This window comes from Streptomyces sp. NPDC041814, assembly GCF_055590565.1.
The window spans coordinates 162835-188049 of the sequence record NZ_JBVJAM010000011.1; the positions used below are offsets into that span (position 1 = coordinate 162835).

Annotated in this window: 19 protein-coding genes; 9 read left to right on the plus strand and 10 right to left on the minus strand. The window is 70.2% G+C overall.

Annotated elements, in window-relative coordinates; genetic code table 11:
• Nucleotides 1–7 precede the first annotated feature (7 nt).
• The 3 genes from ACZ6C6_RS26515 to ACZ6C6_RS26525 are packed head-to-tail and all read right to left on the minus strand — an operon-like array spanning nucleotide 8 to nucleotide 2782.
• Nucleotides 8–919 (minus strand): ABC transporter ATP-binding protein, encoded by a 912-nt coding sequence (locus ACZ6C6_RS26515; RefSeq protein ID WP_365676906.1) that lies wholly within the window; start codon nucleotides 917–919, stop codon nucleotides 8–10.
• A complete protein-coding gene (locus ACZ6C6_RS26520; RefSeq protein WP_469205952.1) occupies nucleotides 916–1824 on the minus strand; it encodes an ABC transporter permease in 909 nt (302 codons plus the stop codon). Before ACZ6C6_RS26520 ends, ACZ6C6_RS26515 begins: the two co-directional genes overlap by 4 nt.
• Nucleotides 1814–2782 (minus strand): ABC transporter ATP-binding protein, encoded by a 969-nt coding sequence (locus tag ACZ6C6_RS26525; RefSeq protein WP_469205954.1) that lies wholly within the window; start codon nucleotides 2780–2782, stop codon nucleotides 1814–1816. Before ACZ6C6_RS26525 ends, ACZ6C6_RS26520 begins: the two co-directional genes overlap by 11 nt.
• 300 nt (nucleotides 2783–3082) lie before the next feature.
• On the opposite strand from ACZ6C6_RS26525, the gene ACZ6C6_RS26530 reads away from it, so the two are divergent.
• From ACZ6C6_RS26530 to ACZ6C6_RS26540, 3 genes are all read left to right on the plus strand, one after another.
• Nucleotides 3083–4924, plus strand: coding sequence for an SDR family oxidoreductase (locus ACZ6C6_RS26530; protein WP_469205955.1), 1842 nt, complete (start codon nucleotides 3083–3085; stop codon nucleotides 4922–4924).
• Nucleotides 4921–5895 carry a MerR family transcriptional regulator gene (locus ACZ6C6_RS26535; protein WP_469205957.1) on the plus strand — a complete coding sequence of 325 codons (975 nt, stop codon included), beginning with the start codon at nucleotides 4921–4923 and terminating at the stop codon, nucleotides 5893–5895. The genes ACZ6C6_RS26530 and ACZ6C6_RS26535 overlap by 4 nt, the downstream gene beginning before the upstream one ends.
• 168 nt (nucleotides 5896–6063) lie before the next feature.
• The gene (locus ACZ6C6_RS26540) at nucleotides 6064–6606 is read left to right on the plus strand and encodes an RNA 2'-phosphotransferase (protein WP_469205959.1); all 543 of its coding nucleotides are present in this window, start codon (nucleotides 6064–6066) and stop codon (nucleotides 6604–6606) included.
• A 30-nt stretch (nucleotides 6607–6636) separates the two neighbouring features.
• On the opposite strand, the gene ACZ6C6_RS26545 is transcribed toward ACZ6C6_RS26540, so the two are convergent.
• Nucleotides 6637–7584, minus strand: coding sequence for an LLM class flavin-dependent oxidoreductase (locus ACZ6C6_RS26545; RefSeq protein ID WP_469205961.1), 948 nt, complete (start codon nucleotides 7582–7584; stop codon nucleotides 6637–6639).
• Between the two features lie 108 nt (nucleotides 7585–7692).
• On the opposite strand from ACZ6C6_RS26545, the gene ACZ6C6_RS26550 reads away from it, so the two are divergent.
• From ACZ6C6_RS26550 to ACZ6C6_RS26560, 3 genes are all read left to right on the plus strand, one after another.
• Nucleotides 7693–8007 (plus strand): hypothetical protein, encoded by a 315-nt coding sequence (locus tag ACZ6C6_RS26550; RefSeq protein ID WP_469205963.1) that lies wholly within the window; start codon nucleotides 7693–7695, stop codon nucleotides 8005–8007.
• A gap of 43 nt (nucleotides 8008–8050) precedes the next feature.
• A complete protein-coding gene (locus ACZ6C6_RS26555; protein WP_469205965.1) occupies nucleotides 8051–9232 on the plus strand; it encodes a hypothetical protein in 1182 nt (393 codons plus the stop codon).
• Nucleotides 9233–9377: 145 nt separating this feature from the next.
• Nucleotides 9378–10262: a Cof-type HAD-IIB family hydrolase gene (locus ACZ6C6_RS26560; RefSeq protein WP_469205967.1), complete on the plus strand. Its 885-nt coding sequence runs from the start codon at nucleotides 9378–9380 to the stop codon at nucleotides 10260–10262.
• 52 nt (nucleotides 10263–10314) lie between these two features.
• Here ACZ6C6_RS26560 and ACZ6C6_RS26565 read toward each other — a convergent pair whose 3' ends face one another.
• The 5 genes from ACZ6C6_RS26565 to hisC all read right to left on the minus strand — a co-directional run bounded on the left by ACZ6C6_RS26565 (nucleotide 10315) and on the right by hisC (nucleotide 19529).
• On the minus strand, nucleotides 10315–11991 hold the full coding sequence (locus tag ACZ6C6_RS26565) for a GAF domain-containing sensor histidine kinase (RefSeq protein ID WP_469205969.1): 1677 nt from the start codon (nucleotides 11989–11991) through the stop codon (nucleotides 10315–10317).
• Nucleotides 11992–12106: 115 nt separating this feature from the next.
• Nucleotides 12107–15640, minus strand: coding sequence for a thiol reductant ABC exporter subunit CydD (cydD, locus tag ACZ6C6_RS26570; RefSeq protein WP_469205971.1), 3534 nt, complete (start codon nucleotides 15638–15640; stop codon nucleotides 12107–12109).
• Between the two features lie 45 nt (nucleotides 15641–15685).
• Nucleotides 15686–16687: a cytochrome d ubiquinol oxidase subunit II gene (gene cydB / locus ACZ6C6_RS26575; protein WP_469205973.1), complete on the minus strand. Its 1002-nt coding sequence runs from the start codon at nucleotides 16685–16687 to the stop codon at nucleotides 15686–15688.
• Between the two features lie 16 nt (nucleotides 16688–16703).
• Nucleotides 16704–18212 (minus strand): cytochrome ubiquinol oxidase subunit I, encoded by a 1509-nt coding sequence (locus ACZ6C6_RS26580; protein ID WP_469205975.1) that lies wholly within the window; start codon nucleotides 18210–18212, stop codon nucleotides 16704–16706.
• A 237-nt stretch (nucleotides 18213–18449) separates the two neighbouring features.
• Nucleotides 18450–19529 carry a histidinol-phosphate transaminase gene (gene hisC / locus ACZ6C6_RS26585; RefSeq protein WP_469205977.1) on the minus strand — a complete coding sequence of 360 codons (1080 nt, stop codon included), beginning with the start codon at nucleotides 19527–19529 and terminating at the stop codon, nucleotides 18450–18452.
• 371 nt (nucleotides 19530–19900) lie between these two features.
• Here hisC and ACZ6C6_RS26590 point away from each other — a divergent pair, with 371 nt between their 5' ends.
• The 3 genes from ACZ6C6_RS26590 (at nucleotide 19901) to ACZ6C6_RS26600 (ending at nucleotide 23239) form a co-directional block, all read left to right on the plus strand.
• A complete protein-coding gene (locus tag ACZ6C6_RS26590) occupies nucleotides 19901–21013 on the plus strand; it encodes a LacI family DNA-binding transcriptional regulator (RefSeq protein ID WP_026171354.1) in 1113 nt (370 codons plus the stop codon).
• Between the two features lie 175 nt (nucleotides 21014–21188).
• Nucleotides 21189–22247 (plus strand): metallophosphoesterase, encoded by a 1059-nt coding sequence (locus tag ACZ6C6_RS26595; RefSeq protein WP_469205979.1) that lies wholly within the window; start codon nucleotides 21189–21191, stop codon nucleotides 22245–22247.
• 182 nt (nucleotides 22248–22429) lie between these two features.
• Nucleotides 22430–23239, plus strand: coding sequence for a hypothetical protein (locus tag ACZ6C6_RS26600; protein WP_469205981.1), 810 nt, complete (start codon nucleotides 22430–22432; stop codon nucleotides 23237–23239).
• A gap of 55 nt (nucleotides 23240–23294) precedes the next feature.
• Here the strand turns inward: ACZ6C6_RS26600 and thiC are convergent, their stop codons facing one another.
• Complete coding sequence (thiC, locus tag ACZ6C6_RS26605; protein WP_469205983.1) at nucleotides 23295–25088, minus strand: phosphomethylpyrimidine synthase ThiC; 1794 nt, start codon at nucleotides 25086–25088, stop codon at nucleotides 23295–23297.
• Between the last annotated feature and the right edge of the window lie 127 nt (nucleotides 25089–25215).

The window sequence follows — 25215 nt, forward strand, 5'->3', positions numbered from 1 at the left end:
GTCGGCCTCAGGCCGCTACGAGATAGGAAAAGACCGATTCGAGGGACTCATCGGACGGTGAAACGGTCAGCAGACGAATCCCCTGCTCGCGTGCGACCTTGGGCAACAGCACGGTGAAGCGGGCAAAATCAATCGCCTGGATACGCAAAGCGTTCTCGCTCAGGTCAACTTCGATCCCCGCAGTCGAGGGATCAGCGATGAGCGCGGCAGCCAGGGCCCGGTCGTCGCTCGACCGTACGAGATAGCGGTGCGGGCGGTCCGTCATCAGCCGGCGGATGCGGCGGAAGTCACCGGACGCCGCGTGCCGGCCGGCGACGACGACCTCGATGTGCGAGGCGAGCTGTTCGACCTCTTCGAGGATGTGCGAGGAGAAGAGGACCGTCCGGCCCTCCGCGCCCATCCTCCGCAGCAGATCCATCAGCTGCATCCGCTGGCGCGGGTCCATCCCGTTGAACGGCTCATCCAGCAGCAGCACGGACGGGTTGTGGACCAGCGCGGACGCCATCTTCACCCGCTGGCGCATGCCCTTGCTGTACGTCGCGATCTTGCGGTCCTGCGCGTACTCCATCTCGACCGTGGCCAGGGCGGCGGCCGCCTCGGCGGCGCCCAGTCCGTGCAGTTCGGCGTTGGCCACCACGAACTCGCGGCCGGTCAGGAAGTCGTACATCGCCTCGCGTTCCGGGACGATACCGATCTCCCGGTACACGGCCTCGTTGCGCCAGATCGCCTTCCCGTCCAGTGTGACCGTGCCCGTGGACGGAGCGAGGAATCCGGCCATCATGTTGATCAGCGTCGACTTGCCGGCTCCATTGGGCCCCAGCAGACCGGTGACACCGGGGCCCACGGTCATGCTGACGTCGTTGACGGCGACCACGTTGCCGAACCAGCGGGAGGTGTGGTCGATCTCGATCGTGGTCACAGCCCGACCTTCCGGTAGCGGCGCATCAGTACGGCGTACGAGCCGGCGACGAGCGCGAGGACAACGAGCAGGTAGACGACGCCGGTACCGGCGCCCGGACCGTTCCCGCCGGGGAAGGCCGAAGTCGCGCCGAGGAACGCGGTCTGCACCCCGTCGACCAGCGTGAGCGGGGAGAACAGCCCCAGCCACGGCACCGCGCCGTCCGAACCCGTGGACCAGGCGATGCCCTGGACGGTCGAGACCGCTCCGTACGTGATCATCAACAGTGCGATGACGGCCGCCACACCGAAGCCCCGGCGCGGGGTCAGCGCGGCCATCACCAGGCCGAGTCCGGCGAACAGCACGGAAAGCAGCAGCACGGAAACCATCCCCTGGGCGAACCACTCCGTCTGGTCGCCGAAGTCGAACTTCCCCAGCAGCGCGCCGATGTAGAGGATCACGACCGGCGCCCCGGTGAGCACGAAGACCGCCGAGGCCATGGCGGCGAACTTGGCGATGACGTAGTCGCCGTGCTCGATCGGCCGCGAGAAGTACAGCGGCACGGTCTTGAACCGCAGGTCCCTGGAGACCGCCTGCGGCGCCTGCGCGGCGATGAACAGGCTGATGACGGGCTGCAGGTAGATCGCGAACGACGTGTACTTGATGGGCAGTTTCGTCGTCCCCGGGGTGGCGATGGCGACGGCCACGATGATCGCGGCCACCAGGCACATCACGCCGAACAGCAGCATGGGCAGCACCTTGGACTTGGCCGACCGGCCGAGCCCGAAGGAGCCGCGCAGGGTCTGCGAGTAGAGCGAGCGGCGGGCGTAGGCGCGCCCGAGCCGCGGGCCGTCGTAGGCGCGGTAGCCGATGTTGTGGATCCGGGAGGTCTCGCTCCCGGTCGCGGCGCCGGTCTCAGTGCTCATCGCGTCCGCTTCCCTTCTGCAGTACGGCTCCGGCCGGCACGGCCGCGGGCGCCGCCTCGTCGCTGCGGAACACCTCGGCGATGTGGTGACGGCGCTGTTCCATGCGTACGAGGCCGAGCCCGAGCCCCGCGACGCTGTCGCGCACGAGGTCGTACGTCTCCTCGCCGGTCGCCTCGACCAGCAGGATGTGGCCGGCGCCGGGCAGCCCCTGGGTGTCCAGTCCGTCGAGACCGACGAGTCCGACGCCCGCCTCGATGAGGGAACGGCGCAGGGCGCCCGTTCCGTCCGGGTGCGTGTCGCTGTCGGTGACCTCGACCGCGAGGGTCGTCGTGGTCCGAGTGAAGTCGCTCGTGGAGCTGGAGCGCAGCAGCTTGCCGCCGTCGATGACGACGACGTGGTCGCAGGTGCGTTCCAGCTCGCCGAGCAGGTGCGAGGTGACCAGGACCGAGATGCCGAAGTCACTGTGGATGCGGCGGATCAGGCCGAGCATCTCGTCGCGCCCCACCGGGTCGAGCCCATTCGTCGGCTCGTCGAGCAGGACCAGCTGGGGGTCGTGCACCAGCGCCTGGGCCAGCTTCACCCGCTGCTTCATGCCCGTCGAGTAGCCGCCGATGGGGCGGTAGCGCTCCTCGTACAGGCCGACATGGCGCAGGGTGTCCGCCGTGCGTTCACGGGCGGCGGTCGGCGGCAGACCGGACATGCGCGCCATGTGGACGACGAACTCGGTGGCCGAGACGTCGGGCGGCAGGCAGTCGTGCTCCGGCATGTAGCCGACCCGCTCGCGGATGGCGGGACCGCTGGTCGAGACGTCGAGCCCGAGCACGGCGGCCCTGCCCTCGGTCGCGGGGGACAGCCCCAGCAGGATCTTGATCAGCGTGGACTTGCCGGCCCCGTTGGCGCCCACCAGCCCGGTCACACCCGGGCCGATGTCCAGGGTGAGCCGGTCAAGCGCGGTCACCCGGGGGAACCGTTTACTCAGACCTTCGGCAGCGATGACATTCACGGATACGACGTTAGTGGCGCGGACCACAGCGGTCGTCAGACCTGACGGCTGGATCGGCGTCAGCCTCGAGTTGTAGGGGACCCGTAAGGGGACCGCACTGAGTACCACTGCAGCTCCGACCGAAAGCCGTCATGGACCGCACAGAGAGTTATCCACAGAGCACGCCCACCCCTTGACGCAGCCACCGGTCATTGTCACATTCATCAGTGTCACGTTACGAGCACGTACCGCACACAGCACCGAACGGACGGTGGCATGGCGTCACGAGGGAAGAGCGAACGGCCTGTGAGCACGGAGCGGTCCGGTGGGGACGCCGGCCCGCGCCTGCATGATCTGCCGGGCGCGCGCGAGCGCCGCGTGGCCACGGGCCGCATCGAGCTGTGCGTCGTCGAGCTGGGGGACCCGGACCGGCCGACGATCGTCCTGGTGCACGGCTACCCGGACAGCAAGGAGGTCTGGACCCAGGTCGCCGCCCGACTGGCCGACGAGTGGCACGTCGTGCTGTACGACGTGCGCGGCCATGGCGGCTCGACGGCGCCCAAGCCCCTGCGCGGCGGTTTCACGCTGGAGAAGCTGACCGACGACTTCCTGGCCGTGGCCGACGCGGTGAGCCCGGACCGGCCTGTGCATGTGGTGGGGCACGACTGGGGTTCGGTCCAGTCCTGGGAGTTCGCCACGGTCAGCCGCACGGAGGGCCGGATCGCGTCCTTCACCTCGATGTCCGGCCCGTCCCTGGACCACTTCGGGCACTGGATCAAGCGCCGGATGAACCGGCCCACCCCGCGCCGGGTCGGCCAGCTCCTCGGACAGGGCGCCAAGTCCTGGTACGTGTACATGCTGCACACCCCGGTCCTGCCCGAACTGGCCTGGCGCGGGCCGCTCGGCAAGCGGTGGCCGGCCATCCTGGAGCGGCTGGAGAAGGTGCCCCCGGGCGACTACCCGACGTCCTCGCTGCCCAGTGACGCGGCGCACGGTGCCTGGCTCTACCGGGACAACGTCCGTTCCCGGCTGCGCAGGCCGCGTCCCGACGCCTACGCGCACGTGCCGGTGCAGCTCATCACGCCGACCGGTGACGTGTTCCTCTCGGAGCAGCTCTACGACGACCTCGACTCCTGGGTCCCGCAGTTGACCCGTCGCTCGCTTCCGGCCAAGCACTGGGTGCCGCGCACCCGCCCGGACCAGCTGGCCTCGTGGGTCGGGGAGTTCGTGACGGCGGTCGAGTCGGCCCGGACGACCGGAACCCAGGTGGAGGCACGGGCGAGTGGGCCCTACGCGGAGTGGTTCGGCGGTCGTCTCGTGCTGGTGACGGGGGCGGCGGGCGGCATAGGACGCGCCACCGCACTGGCCTTCGCGGAGGCGGGTGCCCGGGTGGTGGCAGTCGACCGGGACGCCGAAGGGGCCGAGCGGACCGCGGAGTCGGCCCGTCTGGCCGGGGCACCGGAAGCCTGGGCCGCGGCGGTGGACGTGAGCGACGAGCAGGCCATGGAGAAGCTTGCCGACCGGGTGGCCGACGAGTACGGCGTGGTCGACGTGCTGGTCAACAACGCGGGCATCGGGCTTTCGGGCCCGTTCCTGGAGACGACGTCCGAGGACTGGCGGAACGTCCTCGACGTGAACTTGTGGGGGGTCATCCACGGCTGCCGGTTCTTCGGGCGCCAGATGGCGGAGCGCGGCCAGGGCGGTCACATCGTCAACACCGCTTCCGCGGCGGCCTTTCAGCCGTCCCGCGCCCTCCCCGCGTACAGCACGTCGAAGGCCGCCGTGCTGATGCTCAGTGAGTGTCTGCGCGCCGAGCTGGCCGAGAAGTCGATCGGGGTCAGCGCGATCTGCCCCGGGATCGTCAACACCGGAATCACCGCCACGGCGCGGTTCGTCGGGGCGGACGAGGCCGAGGAGCAGCGACTGCGGGCGCGCGCCGGCAAGCTCTACGGCGCGCGCAACTACCCTCCGGAGAAGGTCGCGCAGGCGGTCCTCCGTGCGGTCGTGCGCAATCAGGCGGTTGTTCCGGTGACGCCGGAGTCCCACGCCGTACGCCTCCTGTCCCGCGTCGGCCCGGGTGTGCTGCGGGGCATCGCCCGGCTGAAGCCCCCGCTGTGAGCCCGGCCGGGTTCGGGGCCTTCGAGGACGAATCGGCTTCGGGCAGCGGCCCGTCGGCGCCCGAGTACCGGATCGAGGACCTCGCACACGCGAGTGGCGCCACGGTCCGTACGATTCGCGGCTATCAGGACCGCGGACTGCTGCCCGCCCCGGAGCGGCGTGGCCGGGCCAATGTGTACGGGCCCGGCCACCTCAGCCGCCTGCGGCAGATCGCCGACATGCTGGACCGTGGCTACACCCTTGCGAGCATCAAGGAGTTGCTGGACGCCTGGGACACTGGGCGCGGGCTGGGCGGAGTACTGGGGCTCGTCGCCGAGGTGCACGGGCCGTGGACGGACGAGCGGGCCGGGCGCATCAGCCGCGCCCAACTGGCGGCGCAATTCGGGGGAGAGGCCGACGACCAAGCCATCGACGAGGCGATCGAGCTCGGCGTCCTCGAACGACTGCCTGACAGCGAGGAGGACTTCGGAGTGCCGAGCCCTCAGGAGCTTTCGGTGGCGGTCGAGTTGCACGCGGCGGGCGTGCCGCTGTCCGCGATCGCCGGACAACTGCGGGAACTTCGCGGTCATGTCGAGCAGATAGCCTGCCGCTTCCTGGAGTTCACGGCCGAGCACGTCTTCGCCCGCTATCTGGGCCATCGCCCCCCGACCGACGAGGACGCGGACGTCGCGGCGTCGATGGTGCGGCGGCTGAGACCACTCGCCCAGCAGACGGTGGACGTGGAACTGGCCCGCGCCATGCGTATGTTCGCGACCAGGCACCTGGAGGACCACCTCGCCGTCGATCCGCCTCCAGAGGTGGTGAGCGCCGCGAGGAACGAGAGGCCGGTGAGTCTCCCGGCATCGACAATCACTGCGGTTGAAGGCCTGGTTGGTCCGGGTGGCGTCGCCGCCTTCATTGCCGCGGCCTCCGAACGAGAGGTCAGTAAAAGGACATTGGACTCACTTGCCTCAACACCTCATAGACACTGACAACTTACTCAAACAGACGATTCAGGCCGGTCGTTGTCCACAGTAAGGCCAAATTACCTGTGGATAAGTGGAACTGACTGTGGATCAAACCTCGGAGCGGGAACCGTTTCGGTGAATCCCGAGCGAAATGGAGATGCGCCGAGGAGGTGTCAGGGGCACGCTGAGCGGATGGATGAAAGACGCACCGTCAAGGTGTCCAAATACCTTTCCAAACACCTTCGGCACCAGCCCGAGCGGATCGGGCTCACCCTCGATGCCCACGGCTGGGTGCCGATCGAGGAGCTGCTGAGCGCGGCGGCTCGCCATCACTTCCCGATCAACAGGGCGGAGCTCGACCATGTGGTCGCCTCCAACGACAAGCAGCGCTTCGCCGTGGACGCCGGCCGCATCCGGGCGAGCCAGGGCCACACTGTGGCCGTCGACCTCGGGCTGCCACCGGCGGAACCGCCCGCGTACCTCTACCACGGGACGGTCGGCCGGGCCCTGGACGCGATCCGCGCCGAGGGGCTGCGCCCGATGGACCGTACCCACGTGCACCTCTCGCCCGACCGCGAGACCGCCACCCGCGTGGGGGCCCGGCGCGGGCGCCCGGTCGTGCTGTCCGTGGACGCGGGCGCCATGCACCGCGCGGGCCACACCTTCTGGGTCAGCGCCAACGGGGTGTGGCTCACGGATGCCGTCCCCGCCGACTTCCTGCGCCTGCCGGGCTGATCCGGGACCCGGAAAGCAAACCGGCCTCTCTCAGCCGGCCAGCTGCGCCGCACCGCGCGTCGCGATCTCCTCGAACAGCTTCTCGTCCGGCACCGCCGCGTCGAACCCCGGACCGTCCGCAGGCACCGGTGCGTGGATGACGATCTCCGTGAACCCCAACTCCGCGTGCCTGCCCGCGAAGTCCACGAACGCGTCGACGGAGTCGAGGGGCCGGCCCCCGCCTGCGGCAAGGCCCGGGTTGAACTCGGGCGTGAACCCGGTGAGCAGGACCTTCTCCAGCCCGGCCACGTCCCGCCCGGCCTCCGCGCACGCGCGCCCCAACCCGTCCACCTGCCGGCCGATGGCCTCGACCGACTGAGCGCCGCTGCCCGCCTCGTACAGCTTCGGGTCTCCCGTGGTCACCCACGCCTGACCGTGGCGCGCGGCCAGCGCCAGACCGCGCGGCCCCGTGGCGGCGACGGCGAAGGGCAGACGGGGCCGCTGCACACAGCCGGGCAGGTTCCGCGCCTCACTGGCCGCGTAGAACTCCCCCTCGTACGACTTGCCGGCAGGCTCGCGCAACAGGGCGTCGAGCAGGGTCACGAACTCCCCGAAGCGGTCGGCGCGCTGCCGCGGCGTCCACGGCTCTTCTCCGCTCCGCAGCAGGGTCGTCGCGTCGAAGCCATTGCCACCCGCACCGATGCCCAGCGTGATCCGGCCCGCCGAGATGTCATCGAGCGAGATCAGCTCCTTGGCCAGGGTGACCGGGTGGCGGAAGTTCGGCGAAGTCACCAGGGTGCCCAACCGCATACTCCGCGTCACTCCAGCTGCTGCCGTCAGCGTGGGGATCGCACCGAACCACGGCCCGTCCCGGAACGACCGCCAGGACAGGTGGTCGTAGGTGTAGGCCGCGTGGAAGCCGAGTTCCTCGGCGCGCTCCCACACCCTCCGGCCTTCGGCCCAGCGGTGGATCGGCAGAATGACAGTACTCAGACGCATGAGTGCGAGTTTATGGGCCGTGGACCGCGCGCCGGCGGTGAAGTACTACGCGCCGGCAGTCCCGTGGAGGCAGACGACCGGGCAGGCGCGGCTCGCTAATCTGGCAGCGTGGAAAAGAGGAGCGGCGCCGGACTGGACGTGCTGATCGAAGAGGCGACCGTCGACACGTACGACGAGATCGAGGCCGTCAACGGATTCCTGGCGGTCATCGATGAACACCTGGCCGTGCCGTTCACCACGACCGTCCTGGGTGTCGAGGTGACCGTGGTCGAGATCCGCCTCACGAACGACTCCCGCATGGTCGCCCGTTGCGTTCGGAATGGGGCACGTCAGGACATCGGCCTGGCGGAACTGCCGCTGCCGCAACCACCCCCGGCGGGAGCGCGCTGGATCGACGCGTACCGACGCTGGTCCGGTTGCTGATGAAGAGGAACGGGAGGAATTCCGAAGCGCTTCGGAGCACGACATGAACCCCGTCACAGACCTCGCACAGGTACTACGCCGTAGTGCCGAACTGAAGGAAGACCTCGTGGCGTTCGGGGAGAGCCGTCCCTTCGAACGGTTCCTTGATCCACTCCTCTCGGAAGCAGCCGGTCCCGAAGGCGTGTTGGACGAGGCGACGGCGACCAACGTCATGGACCACTTTCTGCTGCAGTACCGCCTTCCTGACAGCAAAACGGTCGCCGACCGTTTCGTCGCCCGCCGAACGGCCCTGTCCGATGCTGACCGGCAGATGGTCCTGGCCTGGCGCGACCCCGTGGAAGGGCTCTTCGAGGTAAGGGGCGGACGCGGCGACTCCCTGCTCCTGCTCAACCTGCTGGACGACGTCGAGTACCGCGCCTACACCAACGCCGGGCGGACGGCTCTCCGCCGGGTCCCGAAGGGAAGCTTCCTCAGCGCCCGACTGGTGGCGCTGACGCCGGTGCCCGGCGCATGGCTGTTCTCCGGTGTGATGTCCTCCTACCCTCGCACCGCCGCGCCGGAGATCGCCGTTGCGGCCCTTGACCTGGCCACCAGCCGGCCCGAGCTCGTCTTCCGCAACCCGGAGAAGGTCGAGCAGGGATGGCACTCGATGAGTGAGGACCGAGCCGCCTTCGCCGAGTTCTTCGGCAGCGACGAGCTGATCCTGACACCCGGGGAAGCCGAGGAGCGTATCAATGCCTACTACCGCCATCGGCAGCACGCCGTCGGCGCCGGTCGACGCCCAGGCTCCCCCCGGCGCGGACAACACGCCGCCGTGAACCCGCCCCTCGTCACGCTGCCGCCGGAAGTGGCAGGGGCGGAGACTGTCGGCGTCATCTACGACCAGGTCGACGGACTCAACTTCTACGCGGACTACGGGGCATTGCGGGACCTGTTCGCGAACCCCGATCTCCCGGGCCGCAAACACCACCAGGATCTGCTCCGCACGTATCTGCGCGAGGAGTCGATCACACCGCTGCCGATCCGCCGGCTGGCCGCCGCACACCCGGAAACGGTCGACACAGTGTTCCGGAAACTCCTGCGGCAGCCCGACTTCACGTGGAACGAGCACGGCGACGCACTCCTGCGCCGACGCAAGCCCTGGTACGTCGAGTCCGAACAGCGCCCTGGAGTATCCGTCATCGGCGACCGCCTCAGTGAACTGCTCCGCGGCCGGCCACGCTGAGCACGCTCGCTTTCACACTCCCCGCCAAGCGGATGCCGGACTATGGAGACCGACCCAGGGGACTCGGGCATATGCCGAAGGCATGTTCTCAGGTCAGGGCTACATGCTCTCAAATGTGCGACCCCCCGCACGCACGTGCGCTTCCATGCGCGAGAATGTACGGGTGACCACCGTTATCGAGCAGTCCGCTCCCGTCGCCCCCCGGCTGATCGCCACGGATCTGGACGGCACTCTTCTGCGCGACGACAAGACCGTCTCCGACCGCACGGTCCGGGCGCTCGCGGCAGCCGAGGAAGCGGGGGTCGAGGTCTTCTTCGTCACCGGCCGCCCCGCCCGCTGGATGGACGTCGTCAGCGACCACGTCCACGGACACGGTCTCGCGATCTGCGCCAACGGCGCGGCCGTCGCCGATCTGCACGCGGGCGGACAGCTGCTGAAGGTCCGGGGCCTGGAGCGCGCGACGGCACTCGACGTCGTCCACACGCTGCGTACGGCCGCGCCCGGCACGTCCTTCGCCGTCGAGCTGGCCACCGGCATCCACTACGAGCCCGCCTACCCCCCCTTCTACCTCGACCCGGGCGCCACCGTGGCCCTCGCGGAGAAGCTGCTGCACGAGGAGGCCCCGGGCAGCGGGGTGCCCGTGCTGAAGCTGCTGGCCCGCCACGGCGAGCTGGACCCGGACGAGTTCCTGGCGCTGGCCCGGGCGGCCGCCGGGGAGCACGCCACCTTCACCCGGTCCAGCCCCACCGCGCTCATCGAGATCAGCGGACCCGGCGTCTCCAAGGCCAGCACCCTGGAGCTGTGCTGCGCCGAGCGCGGCATCGCGGCCGCCGAGGTCGTCGCCTTCGGCGACATGCCCAACGACGTGGAGATGCTGAGCTGGGCCGGTACCTCGTACGCCATGGGCAACGCCCACCCGGCCGCCCTGGCCGCCGCATCCGGCCGCACGGTCACCAACAACGAGGACGGTGTGGCCGTGGTCATCGAACGCATCCTCGCCGAACGCGCGGGAAGCCTCTCCGGACGCTGAGCCGAGGGGCCTCAAGCCCGGCCGGCCAGGCCCTCGCGCCGCGCACCGGCGCTCACAGCGGTGCCTGCCACACCACCGTCGTACCGCCGCCGCCCTCCCCGATCCCCCGCTCGAACCAGCTGGCCCCGCCCAGCGACTCCGCCCGGCGGGCCAGATTCCGCAGTCCGCTGCGGCGCCCGCCCTCCGGCATGCCCACCCCGTCGTCGGCGACCGAGAGCCGCACCGCGTCCCTCCCGTCGTCCAGCGTGACGGTCGCGTCCACGACCACCTCGATGCGGGCCGCGCCGGCGTGCCGGAAGGCGTTGGACAACGCCTCCCGCAGCGCCGCGATCAGGTTCTTGGCCGTCAGCTCGCCGACCAGCGAGTCGACCGCCCCGCGGAAGCGGTGCGACGGCTTGAAACCCAGGGGCACGGCCGCCATGTTGATCTCGCGCAGGACCCGGGTACGCAGCCCGGACGGCGCCTCCGCCGGTTCCTGCTGGAGGGCGAAGATCGCGGTACGGATCTCCTGGATGGTCACGTCCAGCTCGTCCACCGCCCGGCCGACCCCGGTCTGCACCTCCGGCACGTCCGACCGCCGCTGCGCGCTCTCCAGCATCATCCCGGTCGCGAACAGCCGCTGGATGACCAGATCGTGCAGGTCACGAGCGATCCGGTCGCGGTCCTCGTAGACCGCGAGGCGCTCCCGGTCGCGCTGTGCGTCGGCCATCATCAGGGCCAGCGCGGCCTGCGAGGCGAACTGGGTGGCCAGGGTCCGTTCCGTCTCCGTGAAGGGCCGGTCGCCCCTGGCCCGGGGCATGGCCAGCGCGCCCAGGACCCGGCCCCCGCTGTGCAGGGGCAGCAGCATGCTCGGACCGAACGGATCCGCCAGCCTGGTGATCAAGCGGGTGTCGGTGGCCGAATCGTCCACGAAGACCGCCTCGCCGCTCAGCAGCATGCCCACCACCGGGCTCTCAGCGGGAACGATCACCCCGAGCGAGTCGGCCGGATCGTCCGCCGAGACGGCGACGATCTCCAGTCCGCCGCCCTCGGCAGGCAGCAGCACGATGCCGGCGGCGGCCCCCGCGAGACGGCGGGCCTGCTCCGCGACGACCGTGAGGGCGTCGTCGGCGTCGCTGCCGGAGAGCAGGGCGGTCGTCACGGCGACCGAGCCGTCGATCCACCGCTCGCGCTGCCGGGCCGCCTCGTACAGCCGCGCGTTGCCGATGGCGATCCCGGCCTCCGTCGCCAGTACGCGCACCAGGTGCAGGTCGTAGTCGCTGAACTCGCCGCCGCCGTCCTTCTCGGCGAGATACAGGTTGCCGAAAATCTCGCCCTGGACCTTGATCGGAACGCCGAGAAACGTGCGCATCAGCGGATGGCCGGGCGGAAAACCGGCGAACCTCGGATCGCTGGTCAGGTCCGCGAGGCGCAGCGGGCGGGGGTCGTGGATCAGGGCGCCGAGCAGACCCCGCTGCCCGTCGGGCCGGCGGCCGATCTCGTGCGCCACCGGGTCGGGCACCCCGTAGGTGACGAAGTCGGAGAGCCCCTCGCCCTCCTCGTTCACGACCCCGATCGCGGCGTACCGGGCATGGGCCAGTTCCGCCGCCGTCTCGCAGATCCGGTCGAGCGTGGAATGCAGTTCGAGGCCGGTCCCCACGGAGCGCATGGCTTCCAGCAGGCGCGGCACCTGGGTGGTGAGCTCGGTGGACAGGTCCTGCAGGCTCCTGGCCGGATCCTCCTCAGACATACCACGAGCCTAATTAGTCACATTTGCCCTGGAAAGTCGGGATGTGCGGTGCGCCCCTTTCCGAAGGTGGGCCCGCACCCCTCTCCGGCGGCGGGGGCTCCTGGCCGGGCAAGGGCTAGGAACAGGCCTCCGCAGGCGCTCCGGGCTGCCCGGAGCTCTCCCGTTCCCGCGCCAGCATCCGGCGCAGCGGGCCGTCGGCCGAAGCCAGTACGTCGTACGGGCCCCGCTGCACGATCGCCCCCGCCTCCAGGACCACCACCTCGTCCACGGCGTCCAGCCCGGCGAGCCGGTGCGTGATCAGGACCGTCGTACGCCCCAGGGTCGCCGCCAGCAGGTCCGCCGTCAGGGCGTCCGCCGTGGGCAGGTCCAGGTGCTCGGCGGGCTCGTCCAGCACGAGGACGGGGAAGTCGGCGAGCAGGGCCCGGGCCAGGGCGAGCCGCTGGCGCTGCCCTCCGGAGAGGCGGGCGCCGTGCTCCCCGACGAGGGTGTCCAGCCCGTCCGGCAGCCCGTCCGCCCAGTCGAGCAGGCGGGCCCGCGCCAGGGCGTCCCGCAGTTCGGGCTCGGTCGCGGCAGGGCGGGCGAGCCGCAGGTTCTCCCGGAGCGAGCTGTCGAAGATGTGGGCGTCCTGGGCGCACAGCCCGACGAACCTCCGCACGGTGTCCCCGTCCAGCGCCGAGGCGTCCACGCCGCCGATCCGGTAGGTGCCCGCCCTCGGGTCCAGGAAGCGCAGCAGCACCTGGGCCAGCGTGGTCTTCCCGGACCCCGAGGGCCCCACGACGGCGATCCGGCGGCCCGCGTCCAGCGTGAGGTCGACGGAGGCGAGCGCGTCGTGGGCCGTGTCCGCGTACCGGGCCGACAGCCCGCGCACCTCCAGCGGGAACGGGCTCACCGGCGTCGCGGCCGCCTCTTCGGGCTCCCGTACGGGCACGGGGGCGTCCAGCACCTCATACACGCGCTCCGCGCTCCGCCTGACCCGCTGCCGGTACTGGGCGGCGAGCGGCAGCCCGGTCACGGCCTCGAAGGCGGCCAGCGGGGTGAGGACGACCACGGCGAGTTCCACGCCGGCGAGCCTGCCGTCAGCCACCGCCGGAAGGGCGACCGCGGCGGCTGCCACCACGGTGAGGCCGGCGATCAGAGCGGTGAGACCGCCCCCGAGCGCGGTCGCGGTCGCCGCACGCGATGCGATCCGGGTGAGAACGGCGTCGGCCGCGCGAGTGCGGGCCGTACGCCCGGGCAGGGCGCCCGCCACGGTGAGCTCCGCCGTCCCGCCCAGCAGATCGGTGATCCGGGTGGCCAGATCGGCACGGGCGGGGGCCAGCCGGCGTTCCGCGCGGCGTGCGCAGGCACCGCTGACGAGCGGGACCCCGACGCCCGCCAGCAGCAGCCCCGCGGCCAGGACCAGGCCCGCCTGGGGGAGCAGCCAGCCGGTGAAGCCGACGGTCGCGGCGCCCACCAGGACGGCGGTGCCGGCGGGCAGCAGCCACCGCAGCCAGTAGTCCTGAAGCGCGTCCACGTCCGCGACCAGCCGCGAGAGCAGATCCCCGCGCCGGGCACCGCGCAGGCCGCCCGGTGCGATGCGCTCCAGGCTGCGGTACACCGCGACGCGCAGTTCGGCGAGCATCCGCAGGACCGCGTCGTGCGAGACGAGGCGCTCGGCGTAGCGGAAGACGGCCCGTCCGATGCCGAAGGCGCGGGTGGCCGTCACCGCGACCATCAGATAGAGGACGGGCGGCTGCTCGGACGCCCGGGAGATCAGCCAGCCGGAGACCGCCATGAGCCCCACGGCGGACCCCAGGGCGAGGCTTCCCAGGAGCAGGGCGAGCCCGAACCGGGCACGTTGGGCGCCTGCGGCGTCCCGGACCCGTGCCAGCACGTGCCTGCCTGCTGGCGTGGGCGCCTCGGACGCTTCGGCCGCGGGCGCCGGCTCGGCGGGCAGGAGGTCGCCGGGCGCGGTCGCGGAGCTCGGCACGCCCGCCGGACCGGACAGCGCACCGTGGGCTTCCTGCGGAAGGGCGGCCGGGCCCGTCAGCGTCACCACCCGGTCCGCGACCGACAGCAGCGCCGGCCGGTGCACCACCAGCAGCACGGTCCGGCCCGCGGCCAGCCTCCGTACGGCCTCGACGATCCCCGCCTCCGTCTCGCCGTCCAGGCTCGCGGTCGGCTCATCCAGCAGCAGCACCGGCCGGTCGGCGAGGAAGGCCCGGGCCAGCGCGATCCGCTGCCGCTGGCCCGCGGAGAGCCCGGCGCCGTCCTCACCGAGAAGGGTGCGGTCGCCGTCCGGAAGCCCGCGCACGAACTCGCAGGCTCCCGCGTCGCGCAGCGCCGCCGCCACCGCGCTGTCGTCGGCGGCGGGCCGGGCGAGCCTCACGTTCTCCGCGATGGTGCCCGCAAAGAGGTGGGGGCGCTGCGGCACCCAGGCGACGCGCTCCCGCCAGCGTTCGAGGGAGATGTCCGCCAGGTCGGTCCCACCGACCCGTACCCGGCCCTCGTCGGGGGCCGTGAAGCCCAACACCACGTTCAGCAGAGTGGACTTGCCGACCCCGCTCGGGCCGACCAGGGCGACCGTCTCCCCCTCTTCGACGGTCAGCGTGGTGGGGGCGAGCGACGGCACGGAGCGACCCTCGTGCCGGACGGTCAGCCCGTCCAGCTCCAGCCGCAGCGGGCCGGGGACCTCCCCCGTACCGCTGGCACGGGGCTCCGTCTCCAGCACGGCGAAGAGCTCCTCGGCCGCAGAAAGCCCCTCGGCGGCGGCGTGGAACTGCGCTCCCACCTGCCGGATGGGCAGATACGCCTCGGGGGCCAGGATCAGGACCAGCAGCCCGGTGTAGAGATCGAGTTCGCCGTGCACCAGCCGCATGCCGATGGTGACGGCGACGAGGGCCACCGAGAGCGTGGCGAGGAGTTCGAGGGCAAAGGACGACAGGAACGCGATCCGCAACGTGCGGAGGGTGGCCTGCCGGTACTGCGAGGTGATCCTTCGGATGGATTCGGCCTGGGCCTTCGCCCGGCCGAACACCTTCAGTGTCGGCAGCCCGGCCACCACGTCGAGGAAGTGACCGGAGAGCCGGGAGAGCAGCCGCCACTGACGGTCCATGCGCGACTGGGTCGCCCAGCCGATCAGGATCATGAACAGCGGAATGAGTGGCAGCGTGACGACGATGATCGCCGCCGACACCCAGTCCTCGGTCACAATCCTGGCGAGCACTGCCACCGGCACGACCACCGCGAGCCCGAGCTGCGGCAGATAGCGCGCGAAGTAGTCGTCGAGCGCGTCGATCCCCCGCGTGGCAAGCGTCACCAGTGAGCCGGTGCGCTGCCCGCTCAGCCAGTCCGGTCCCAGCTCGGCAGCCCGGGCCAGCAGTCGCCCGCGCAGTTCGGACTTGACCGCCGCACCGGCCCGGTGGGCGGCCAGCTCGGTGAGCCAGGCGACCAGGGCCCGCCCGAGCGCGACCGCCGCGAGCAGAAGAAGCGGGGTGCGTAGGCCACCGGCCGTCAGTCCCTTCTGGAAACCGCCCACCACGAGCTCGGCGACGAGCATGGCCTGGGCGATGACCAGCGCCGCCCCGGCGATGCCGAGGACCACCACCGCCACCATGAACAGGCGCGTGGCGCGGGCGTGACGGAGCAGACGCGGGTCGATCGGTTTCACGTGAAACATCCCATGCGGCTCGGCGCGGTCAGGACGTGCATGGCGTCAGTGCGCTTCGGCGATGTGCTGGGTGCCGATCCGCTTGCGGAACACCCAGTACGTCCACCCCTGGTAGAGCAGGACGACCGGAGTGGCGATCCCGGCGCACCAGGTCATGATCTTGAGCGTGTACGGGCTGGACGAGGCGTTGGTGACCGTGAGGCTCCAGCTGTCGTTCAGCGAGGACGGCATGACGTTCGGGAAGAGCGTCAGGAACAGCATCGCGACCGCCGCAGCGATGGCCAGGCCGGAAAGCGCGAAGGACCAGCCCTCCCGGCCTGCCGCGATCATTGCGATCGCACCGACCAGTGCCGCCGCCGCGACGATCATCGCGACCAGGCTCCAGCCGTCCCCGTTGTCGAGCTGGGTCCAGATGAGGAAGGCGAGCGCGGCCACAGCCGTGACGGCCCCCAGCTTCAGGGCCAGCAGGCGGGCGCGGGCCCGGATGTCGCCCACGGTCTTCAATCCGGCGAACACCGCGCCGTGGAAGGTGAACAGGGTGAGGGTGACCAGGCCGCCGAGGAGCGCGTAGGGGTTCAGCAGGTCCAGAACGCTGCCCGTGTACTCCATGTGCGCATCGATCTTCACGCCGCGCACGATGTTCCCGAAGGCCACGCCCCACAGCACAGCGGGGATCAGCGAGGTCCAGAAGATCGCGTGCTCCCAGTTGGCCTGCCACTTCTCCTCGGGCCGCTTCGCCCGGTACTCGAAGGCGACGCCACGCACGATCAGGCAGAGCAGGATGACGAGCAGCGGCAGGTAGAAGCCGGAGAACAGCGTGGCGTACCACTCGGGGAACGCGGCGAAGGTCGCCCCGCCGGCGCTGAGCAGCCAGACCTCGTTGCCGTCCCAGACCGGGCCGATGGTGTTGATCAGCACCCGCCGTTCCTTGCGGTCCCGAGCCAGCAGCTTGGTGAGGACGCCGATCCCGAAGTCGAAGCCCTCCAGGAAGAAGTAGCCGGTCCACAGGACGGCGATGAGCACGAACCAGACGTCGTGGAGTTCCATTTCTCGGCTCCCGCTCTCAGTAGGAGAAGGCCATGGGCCGGTCGGCGTCTTCGTGGTCGCCGCCGATCCGGGTGGGCGGGTTGAGGTCGTCCTCCGTGAGCTCCGGCGGTCCGGCCTTGATGTACTTCAGGAGGAGCCGGACCTCGATGACGGCAAGCACCGCGTACAGCACGGTGAAGACGATCAGCGAGGTCAGCACCTCGCCCTGGGAGACACCGGGGGAGACCGCGTCACGGGTCCGGAGCACGCCGTAGACCACCCAGGGCTGCCGGCCCATCTCGGTGAAGATCCAGCCCCAGGAGTTGGCAATCAGCGGGAAGAGCAGGGTCCACAGGGCGACGATCCAGTAGTACCGGGCAAGGCGCGGGCTGAGGGCCTTGTTCTTGAAGAGGACCAGATGTGGCACCTCGTCCTCGCCGGTGCGCATAGCCTCCGGCAGCATGAACTTCCTCCGGGTGAGCCACAGGCCGAGGATGCCGAGGCCGAACGAGGCCATGCCGAAGCCGATCATCCACCGGAAGCTCCAGAAGGCGACCGGGATGTTGGGCCGGTAGTCGCCGGGGCCAAAGCGTTCCTGCTCAGCCTTGTTGATGTCGTTGATGCCCGGCACGTACGAGTGGAAGTCGTCATCGGCGAGGAAGGACAGCACGCCCGGTACGGAGATCTCGACGGAGTTGTGGCCCTTGCTGACGTCTCCGTAGGCGAAGATCGAGAAGGGTGCGGCGTTCTGCCCGTCCCACAGCGCCTCGGCCGCCGCCATCTTCATCGGCTGCTGCTTGAACATCACCTTGCCGAGCTGGTCACCGCTGACCGCGGTCAGGAGCCCAGAGATCACCACGGTGATCAGGCCCAGCCGCAGCGAGGTCCGCATCACCGGAATGTGCTTCTTGCGGGCCAGGTGGAAGGCCGCGATGCCGACCATGAACGCTCCACCGACCAGGAAGGCGGCCGTGATGGTGTGGAAGAACTGGGTCAGCGCGGTGTTCTGCGTGAGCACATGCCAGAAGTCGGTGAGCTCGGCGCGTCCGCGTTCCTTGTTGATGCGGTAGCCGACCGGGTGCTGCATCCAGGAGTTGGCCGCCAGGATGAAGTAGGCGGAGAGGATGGTGCCGAGGGACACCATCCAGATGCAGGCGAGGTGGATCTTCTTCGGAAGCTTGTCCCAGCCGAAGATCCACAGGCCGATGAAGGTGGACTCGAAGAAGAACGCGATCAGGGCCTCGAACGCGAGCGGAGCCCCGAAGATGTCACCGACGAACCGCGAGTAGTCGGACCAGTTCATTCCGAACTGGAACTCCTGGACGATGCCGGTGACGACACCCATGGCGATGTTGATCAGGAAGAGCTTTCCCCAGAACTTGGTGGCCCTGAGGTACTTCTCCTTGTTCGTCCGCACCCAGGCGGTCTGCAGGCCGGCGGTGAGCGCCGCGAGAGAGATCGTCAGAGGAACGAAGAGGAAGTGGTAGACGGTCGTCGTACCGAACTGCCATCGCGCCAGGGTCTCCGGCGCCAGAGCTAGCTCCACGTCGTCTTCTCCTTACGTCACCACCGCCGCAGCGGCGATTTGTCCGTGAAATCCAACGGATCACGGGAGGAAGCAGGACACGCTTGTGAACGCGTTCACATTCACAAGCAATTATGGCGCACTCACTTTCGAGACCTTCGCCGGGGGTCCCCCCGCGCTCGCCGCCCCCGCGCCGGGCATACGAAAGGGCCCCGCACCTCTCACGAGACGCGGGGCCCTGTTGCCGGGTGGCGCCGGCTAAAGCTCCTGGCGGAACGACTCCGTCACCTTCAGGAACAGGTCGTTCGCCTCCCCCTCGCCGATCGTCACGCGCACGCCCTCGCCCGCGAACGGCCGGACCACCACACCGGCCTTCTCGCAGGCCGCAGCGAAGTCCAGGGTGCGGTCGCCGAGGCGCAGCCAGACGAAGTTCGCCTGGGACTCGGGCACGGTCCAGCCCTGCCGCGCCAGGGCCTCGGAGACCCGGTCCCGCTCGCAGACCAGCGAGCCGACCCGGCCGAGCAGCTCGTCCTCGGCGCGCAGCGAAGCCACCGCCGCGTCCTGCGCGAGCTGGCTCACACCGAACGGCACCGCCGTCTTGCGCAGCGCGGCCGCCACCGGCTCATGGGCCACCGCGAAGCCGACCCGCAGCCCCGCGAGCCCGTACGCCTTGGAGAACGTCCTCAGCACCGCCACATTGGGGCGGTCCCGGTAGATCTCCAGACCGTCGGGGACCTCGACGTCGCGGATGAACTCCTTGTACGCCTCGTCCAGCACCACGAGCACATCGCTCGGCACCCGGTCGAGGAATCGTTCAAGCTCGGCCCGGCGCACGACGGTGCCGGTCGGGTTGTTCGGGTTGCAGACGAAGATCAGCCGCGTGCGGTCGGTGATCGCGTCCGCCATCGCGTCCAGGTCGTGCACATCCCCGTCGGTCAGCGGCACCTTGACCGAGGTCGCGCCGCTGACCTGCGTGATGATCGGGTACGCCTCGAAGGAACGCCAGGCGTAGATCACCTCGTCGCCCGGCCCCGAGGTGGCCTGGAGCAGTTGCTGGGCCACGCCGACCGAACCGGTGCCGGTGGCCAGGTGCGACACGGGCACACCGAAGCGGTCGGCCAGCTCGTTCATCAGACCGGTGCAGGCCATGTCCGGGTAGCGGTTGAAGTGCTCAGCGGCCGCGAGCGCGCTCTCCATCACGCCCGGCAGCGGCGGATACGGGTTCTCGTTGGAGGACAGCTTGAAGGCGGCGGGTCCGTCTGCCGATGCCGGTTTGCCCGGAACATAGGCAGGTACGCCGTCCAGTTCGGCGCGCAGCTTGGGGCTCGTCTCGCTCACCGCAGGTCCTCCTCGACCATCCGTACACATCAATACTGCTCACCTTATGAGGATTGGGCGCCGCTGCGAACGGGTGGACAGAGGATTCGTCCGGTGAACCCCGGAATGAGGGGGAGCGCGACCGACGGTGGCGCGCGCTGGTGGCTCACTCCGTGGCGCGCGTCCCTCGAAATGGTGAGTTGAGACCTCCTCGAGACCTTGCCCTCCCAGCAGGTCCATCCAGTCGGATGCATGTCACATGACGGTGAACCCCACTAACAGCCTTGCTTCGTAAGGTGGTTGACGTCTGATGACCTTGCAGAAACGTGCCTGTCAACGCGTGAATATGCGACCGGACCAATTCCCCGCCCGACCCCTACTATCGGCTCGCCATGACAGCAGCAGGGAAGCACCAGGTGAGCCGGACGGAGACCCCCCGGCGCGGCGGCAGGCAGGGACGTGCCGGAATCCGGGATGTGGCCGCCGCCGCCGGCGTCTCCATCACGACCGTCTCCGACGCGCTCAACGGCAAGGGCAGGCTCCCGGACGCCACCCGCCGCCATGTCCGCGAGGTCGCAGAGCGCCTGGGCTACCGCCCTTCCGCAGCGGCCCGCACGCTCCGTACCGGCAAGTCCGGCCTCATCGGCCTGACGGTCACGACGTACGGGGATGAACCTTTCACCTTCACCGAGTTCGCGTACTTCGCGGAGATGGCGAGGGCGGCCACCTCAGCGGCCCTCGCCCGCGGCTACGCCCTGGTCATCCTGCCGGCGACCTCGCGCCACGACGTCTGGTCCAACGTGGCGCTCGACGGCACCGTCGTCATCGATCCGTCCGACCAGGACCCCGTCGTCTCCGAGCTGGTCCGCCAGGGGCTGCCCGTCGTCTCCGACGGCCGCCCCGCCGGGTCGCTGCCCGTGACCGCCTGGGTAGACAACGACCACCGGGCAGCCGTGCTCGATCTCCTCGACCATCTCGCCGCTGCCGGGGCCCGCCGTATCGGACTGCTCACCGGCACCACCACCGACACGTACACCCGGCTCTCCACCACCGCCTACCTGCACTGGTGCGAGCGCGTGGGCCAGGATCCGGTCTACGAGTCCTACCCCGCCCACGACCCGTGCGCGGGGGCGGTGGCCGCCGACCGGCTGCTGGCCCGCCCGGACCGCCCCGACGCCGTCTACGGGCTCTTCGACCCCAACGGCACGGACCTGCTCGCGGCCGCGCGCCGCTACGGCCTGCGCGTACCCGAGGACCTGCTCCTCGTCTGCTGCAGCGAATCCACGGTGTACGCGACCACCGAGCCGCCCATCACCACGCTCTCGCTGAAGCCGCGGAGGATCGGCACGGCGGTCGTCCAGCTGCTCATCGACGCCATCGAGGGGGTCGACCAGGACGGTCCGGTGGAACGCGTGGTGCCGACGGAACTCATCGTCCGGACGTCCTCGCAACGCCGCCCGCCCCGCACCACAGTCAGTGCGCCGCGTTCCCCGGCAGGGGACTGATCATCCCAATTAGGACCAATCGACCGACGAACCTGGCATGCGGAAGGATTCACCACCCCTGGTGCGTCCCAGAGCACGATCTGCATTCCTATGATGGGCGCACGACACCGCGGACCAACCCGACCAGCAGGGCCCGTCAGGTGTACGGCGGCGCGACGGTGGTGTGGAGGGGTCGATGACACAGGGGGCCGGTCAGGAACCCGTGGTGCGGACGGCGACGTTGCGCGACTTCCGCGTACCGCCCTATGCGCAGTCCCCCGCGCCGCCCGCGTCACCGCATCCGGGGAACGCGTTCCCCGAAGGCGAGGCGCCGGAGGGGTACACCCCGACTGCGCGCGACCTTCCCGTCATCAGCGTCGACAAACCCGCCCAGGTGCAGCCCGTGCCCGAACCGCGCCCCGCCGCCGACCCCGGCCTCGGCCCCCTCTACGTGGTCGGTGACGTCCACGGCTATCTGGACGAGCTGCTCGCCGCCCTCGCGGAACAGGGCCTGATCGACTCCGAAGGCCGCTGGGCGGCGGGCAACGCACGCCTCTGGTTCCTCGGCGACTTCACGGATCGAGGCCCCGACGGCATCGGCGTCATCGACCTCGTCATGCGGCTCTCCGCCGAGGCCGCGGCCGCCGGCGGCTATTGCAAGGCCCTGATGGGCAACCACGAGCTGCTACTCATCGGCGCCAAGCGGTTCGGTGACACCCCGGTGAACTCCGGCGCCGGAACAGCCACCTTCCAGGCGGCCTGGCTGCTCAACGGCGGGCAGAAGACGGACATGGAGCGCCTGCAGGACGTCCACCTCCAGTGGATGTCCCGGCTCGACGCCGTCGTCGAGGAGGACGGACACCTCCTGATGCACTCGGACACGACGGCGTACCTCGACTACGGCTCCACCATCGAGGACGTCAACGACACGGTGCACGCCATCCTCACGCGTAACGACGCCGACGAGTGCTGGGACCTGTTCCGCAAGCTCACCAAGCGGTTCGCCTTCCGTGACGACTCGGGCGCCCAGGCCGTCCAGGAGCTGATGACGGCGTACGGCGGACGGCGCGTCGTCCATGGTCACAGCCCCATCCCGTACCTGACCGGCGAGGTCGGCACCGAGGACGGCGAGGACGGCGCCGGGCCGCAGGTCGACGGGCCGCATGTGTACGCCGACGGGCTCGCCATCGCCATGGACGGCGGAGTGACCATGGCCGGAAAGCTACTGGTCGTCCAGCTCCCCCTGCATGACTGACGTCCTGCGGGGAAGACGCCTCCCGCGCTGACCACGCCGAGTCAGGGGGCTATTTCCGGAAACCCTCTGTCACCCCGTGCTATGCGCGCTCTACCATCGGCCTATCAGTAGCAGGCTCTCCTCCGTTTCCGCCCGAACTGCCCGGACCCAGCGGGCACACAGGCCCGACGGAGCATCGGGGGATGCAGATGAACAGCGCTCCGCACCTGCTGACCGAGGACCGGCCCGAGTACGAACGGCTCCTCGACGACGCACTGCGTCACGCACACGAACGACCGGAACTGGCCGCCGTCGGCGAACGCCTCAACGCCGCCCAGCTGCGCACCATGGCGCTGGCGGCCGTCGCCCTGATCACCGCCGCGGCAGCCGTCGAGTACGAGCAGTACGTGAAGGCCCGCGACGAAGCACGTGCCGCCGCCCGGGACACGGCCTCCGGCACAGCGCAGGACGGCCCCGGCCAGTCGGGCGCCGGCATAGGGGCGGTCGTCACCGTTCTGGCTCCGATGCTGGCGGGAACGGCGGCGGCCATATTCCTGCTGGTCGGCTACCTCCTGAAGATGCTGGAGCCGCCACCGGCGTTCGCCGGCCCCATGGTGGACGCGGGCTGGTTCTTCGCCGCCGTCACGGCCGCCGCCATCTTCGTCGCCGCCCTCGGCCTGCTCATCGCCGCTCTGCGCAACGGCTCGACGTCCCTGCCGGCCCGGGAAGCCCGCGAGCGACTGCCCGACGACGTGGCACGCGCCAAGGACGCCTGGCGCCAGGCGCTGCTGGAGCGGGGCATCGTGCCCTTCCTGCGCGACGCCCTCACCGAGCCCGCCGGCCCCGCGGACCCCGCCCCGCACCGCCCGACCGGCCGCCTTCCCAAGATCGGCTACAGCAGGCCCGACTTCGCGGGGCCGGGCGAGGGCCCGTCGGCGGCGCCGCGCCCCACGTACAGCAGCCCGGACTTCACCAGCCCCGACTTCGGCGGCCCCGAGCACGAACTGGACTGATCGCCACGGCCCCGGCGAAGGCGCCGGAGCCGTGCGCGACCGGTCCAGTGCCCGGTCAGTCGGCCAGCGGCAGATAGACCCGGTTCCCGCCCGCCGCGAATTCACGCGATTTGGCGAGCATCCCCTCGGCGATGTCCTCGGCCGTCGCCTCCGCGCCGTCCGCGCCGCCGAACTGCTCGGTGATGCTGTGGCTGATCTTCATCGAACAGAACTTCGGACCGCACATCGAGCAGAAGTGCGCCGTCTTCGCGGGCTCGGCCGGCAGGGTCTCGTCGTGGAACTCCCGCGCCGTTTCCGGGTCGAGCGCCAGGTTGAACTGGTCCTCCCAGCGGAATTCGAACCGGGCGTCCGACAGTGCGTCGTCCCACTCCTGCGCGCCCGGGTGCCCCTTGGCCAGGTCGGCGGCGTGGGCCGCGATCTTGTACGTGATGACCCCGGTCTTCACATCGTCCCGGTTCGGCAGCCCCAGGTGCTCCTTGGGCGTCACGTAGCACAGCATCGCCGTCCCCCACCAGGCGATCATCGCGGCGCCGATGCCCGAGGTGATGTGGTCGTACGCCGGCGCGATGTCGGTGGTCAGCGGGCCGAGCGTGTAGAACGGCGCCTCCTCGCAGATCTCCTGCTGAAGGTCGATGTTCTCCTTGATCTTGTGCATCGGGACGTGCCCCGGCCCCTCGATCATGGTCTGCACGCCGAACCGCTTGGCGACCGTGTTCAGTTCGCCGAGCGTGCGCAGTTCGGCGAACTGGGCCTCGTCGTTGGCGTCCGCGATCGACCCGGGACGCAGCCCGTCACCCAGCGAGTACGTCACGTCGTACGCGGCAAGGATCTCGCAGAGCTCCTCGAAGTGCTCGTACAGGAAGGACTCCTTGTGGTGCGCCAGGCACCACGCCGCCATGATCGAGCCGCCCCGGGAGACGATGCCGGTCTTGCGCCGGGCGGTCAGCGGCACGTACGGCAGGCGTACCCCGGCGTGCACCGTCATGTAGTCCACACCCTGCTCGGCCTGCTCGATGACGGTGTCCTTGTAGATCTCCCAGGTCAGTTCCTCCGCCCTCCCGTCGACCTTCTCAAGGGCCTGGTAGAGAGGGACGGTTCCGATCGGTACGGGTGAATTGCGAAGAACCCACTCACGGGTGGTGTGGATGTTGCGGCCGGTGGAAAGGTCCATGACCGTGTCCGCGCCCCATCGGGTCGCCCACGTCATCTTGTCCACCTCCTCCTCGATGGAGGACGTCACCGCGGAGTTGCCGATGTTGGCATTGACCTTCACCAGGAACCGCTTTCCGATGATCATCGGCTCGGTCTCCGGGTGGTTGACGTTGGCGGGCAGCACCGCCCGGCCGGCCGCGATCTCCTCGCGCACCACCTCCGCCGGCACGTTCTCGCGGACCGCGACGTACTCCATCTCCGGGGTGATCTCGCCCCCGCGGGCGTACGCGAGCTGGGTCACGGCCCGGCCGTCCCTGCTCCGCCGCGGGCGGCGCGGCCGGCCGGGGAACACCGCGTCCAGATTGCGCAGCCCACCCCGCGGCGAGGTGTGCCTGAGCCCGTCGTCCTCGGGGCGGACGGGACGCCCCGCGTACTCCTCGGTGTCACTGCGGGCGATGATCCAGTTCTCCCGGAGCGCCGCGAGGCCGCGCCGGACGTCGGTCCCGGCCGCGGGATCGGTGTACGGCCCGGACGTGTCGTACAGCGTCATGTCCTTGCCGTTGGTCAGGTGCACCTGCCGGACCGGCACCCGGATGTCGGGGCGCGGCCCCTGGACGTATCCCTTGTGCCAGCCGATGGACTTCCCGGCCTCGTCGCCCTGATTGGAGGCAGGCGTGCGTGTGTCCGATGTGGTCATGAGACCTACTCCCTACGCCGGCATTACCCGGTAACAGGTTCGGCGGTCGGCGCAGCGTCTCCCGTACGGTCGTACGGCGGTCAGCGCCCTCTCAGCCCGGTGCTCCGAGCTCCCGCGTGTGCAAAGG

Excerpts from the sequence above, each read along its gene's own strand:
- ACZ6C6_RS26600 (WP_469205981.1), top strand. The coding sequence starts at position 22,430 with ATGCAGATGAACAGCGCTCCGCACCTGCTGACCGAGGACCGGCCCGAG.
- ACZ6C6_RS26590 (WP_026171354.1), top strand. The coding sequence starts at position 19,901 with ATGACAGCAGCAGGGAAGCACCAGGTGAGCCGGACGGAGACCCCCCGG.
- cydB (WP_469205973.1), bottom strand. The coding sequence starts at position 16,687 with ATGGAACTCCACGACGTCTGGTTCGTGCTCATCGCCGTCCTGTGGACC.
- ACZ6C6_RS26545 (WP_469205961.1), bottom strand. The coding sequence starts at position 7,584 with ATGCGTCTGAGTACTGTCATTCTGCCGATCCACCGCTGGGCCGAAGGC.
- ACZ6C6_RS26520 (WP_469205952.1), bottom strand. The coding sequence starts at position 1,824 with ATGAGCACTGAGACCGGCGCCGCGACCGGGAGCGAGACCTCCCGGATC.
- ACZ6C6_RS26555 (WP_469205965.1), top strand. The coding sequence starts at position 8,051 with ATGAACCCCGTCACAGACCTCGCACAGGTACTACGCCGTAGTGCCGAA.
- ACZ6C6_RS26560 (WP_469205967.1), top strand. The coding sequence starts at position 9,378 with ATGCGCGAGAATGTACGGGTGACCACCGTTATCGAGCAGTCCGCTCCC.
- ACZ6C6_RS26565 (WP_469205969.1), bottom strand. The coding sequence starts at position 11,991 with ATGTCTGAGGAGGATCCGGCCAGGAGCCTGCAGGACCTGTCCACCGAG.
- ACZ6C6_RS26540 (WP_469205959.1), top strand. The coding sequence starts at position 6,064 with ATGGATGAAAGACGCACCGTCAAGGTGTCCAAATACCTTTCCAAACAC.
- ACZ6C6_RS26530 (WP_469205955.1), top strand. The coding sequence starts at position 3,083 with ATGGCGTCACGAGGGAAGAGCGAACGGCCTGTGAGCACGGAGCGGTCC.
- ACZ6C6_RS26595 (WP_469205979.1), top strand. The coding sequence starts at position 21,189 with ATGACACAGGGGGCCGGTCAGGAACCCGTGGTGCGGACGGCGACGTTG.
- thiC (WP_469205983.1), bottom strand. The coding sequence starts at position 25,088 with ATGACCACATCGGACACACGCACGCCTGCCTCCAATCAGGGCGACGAG.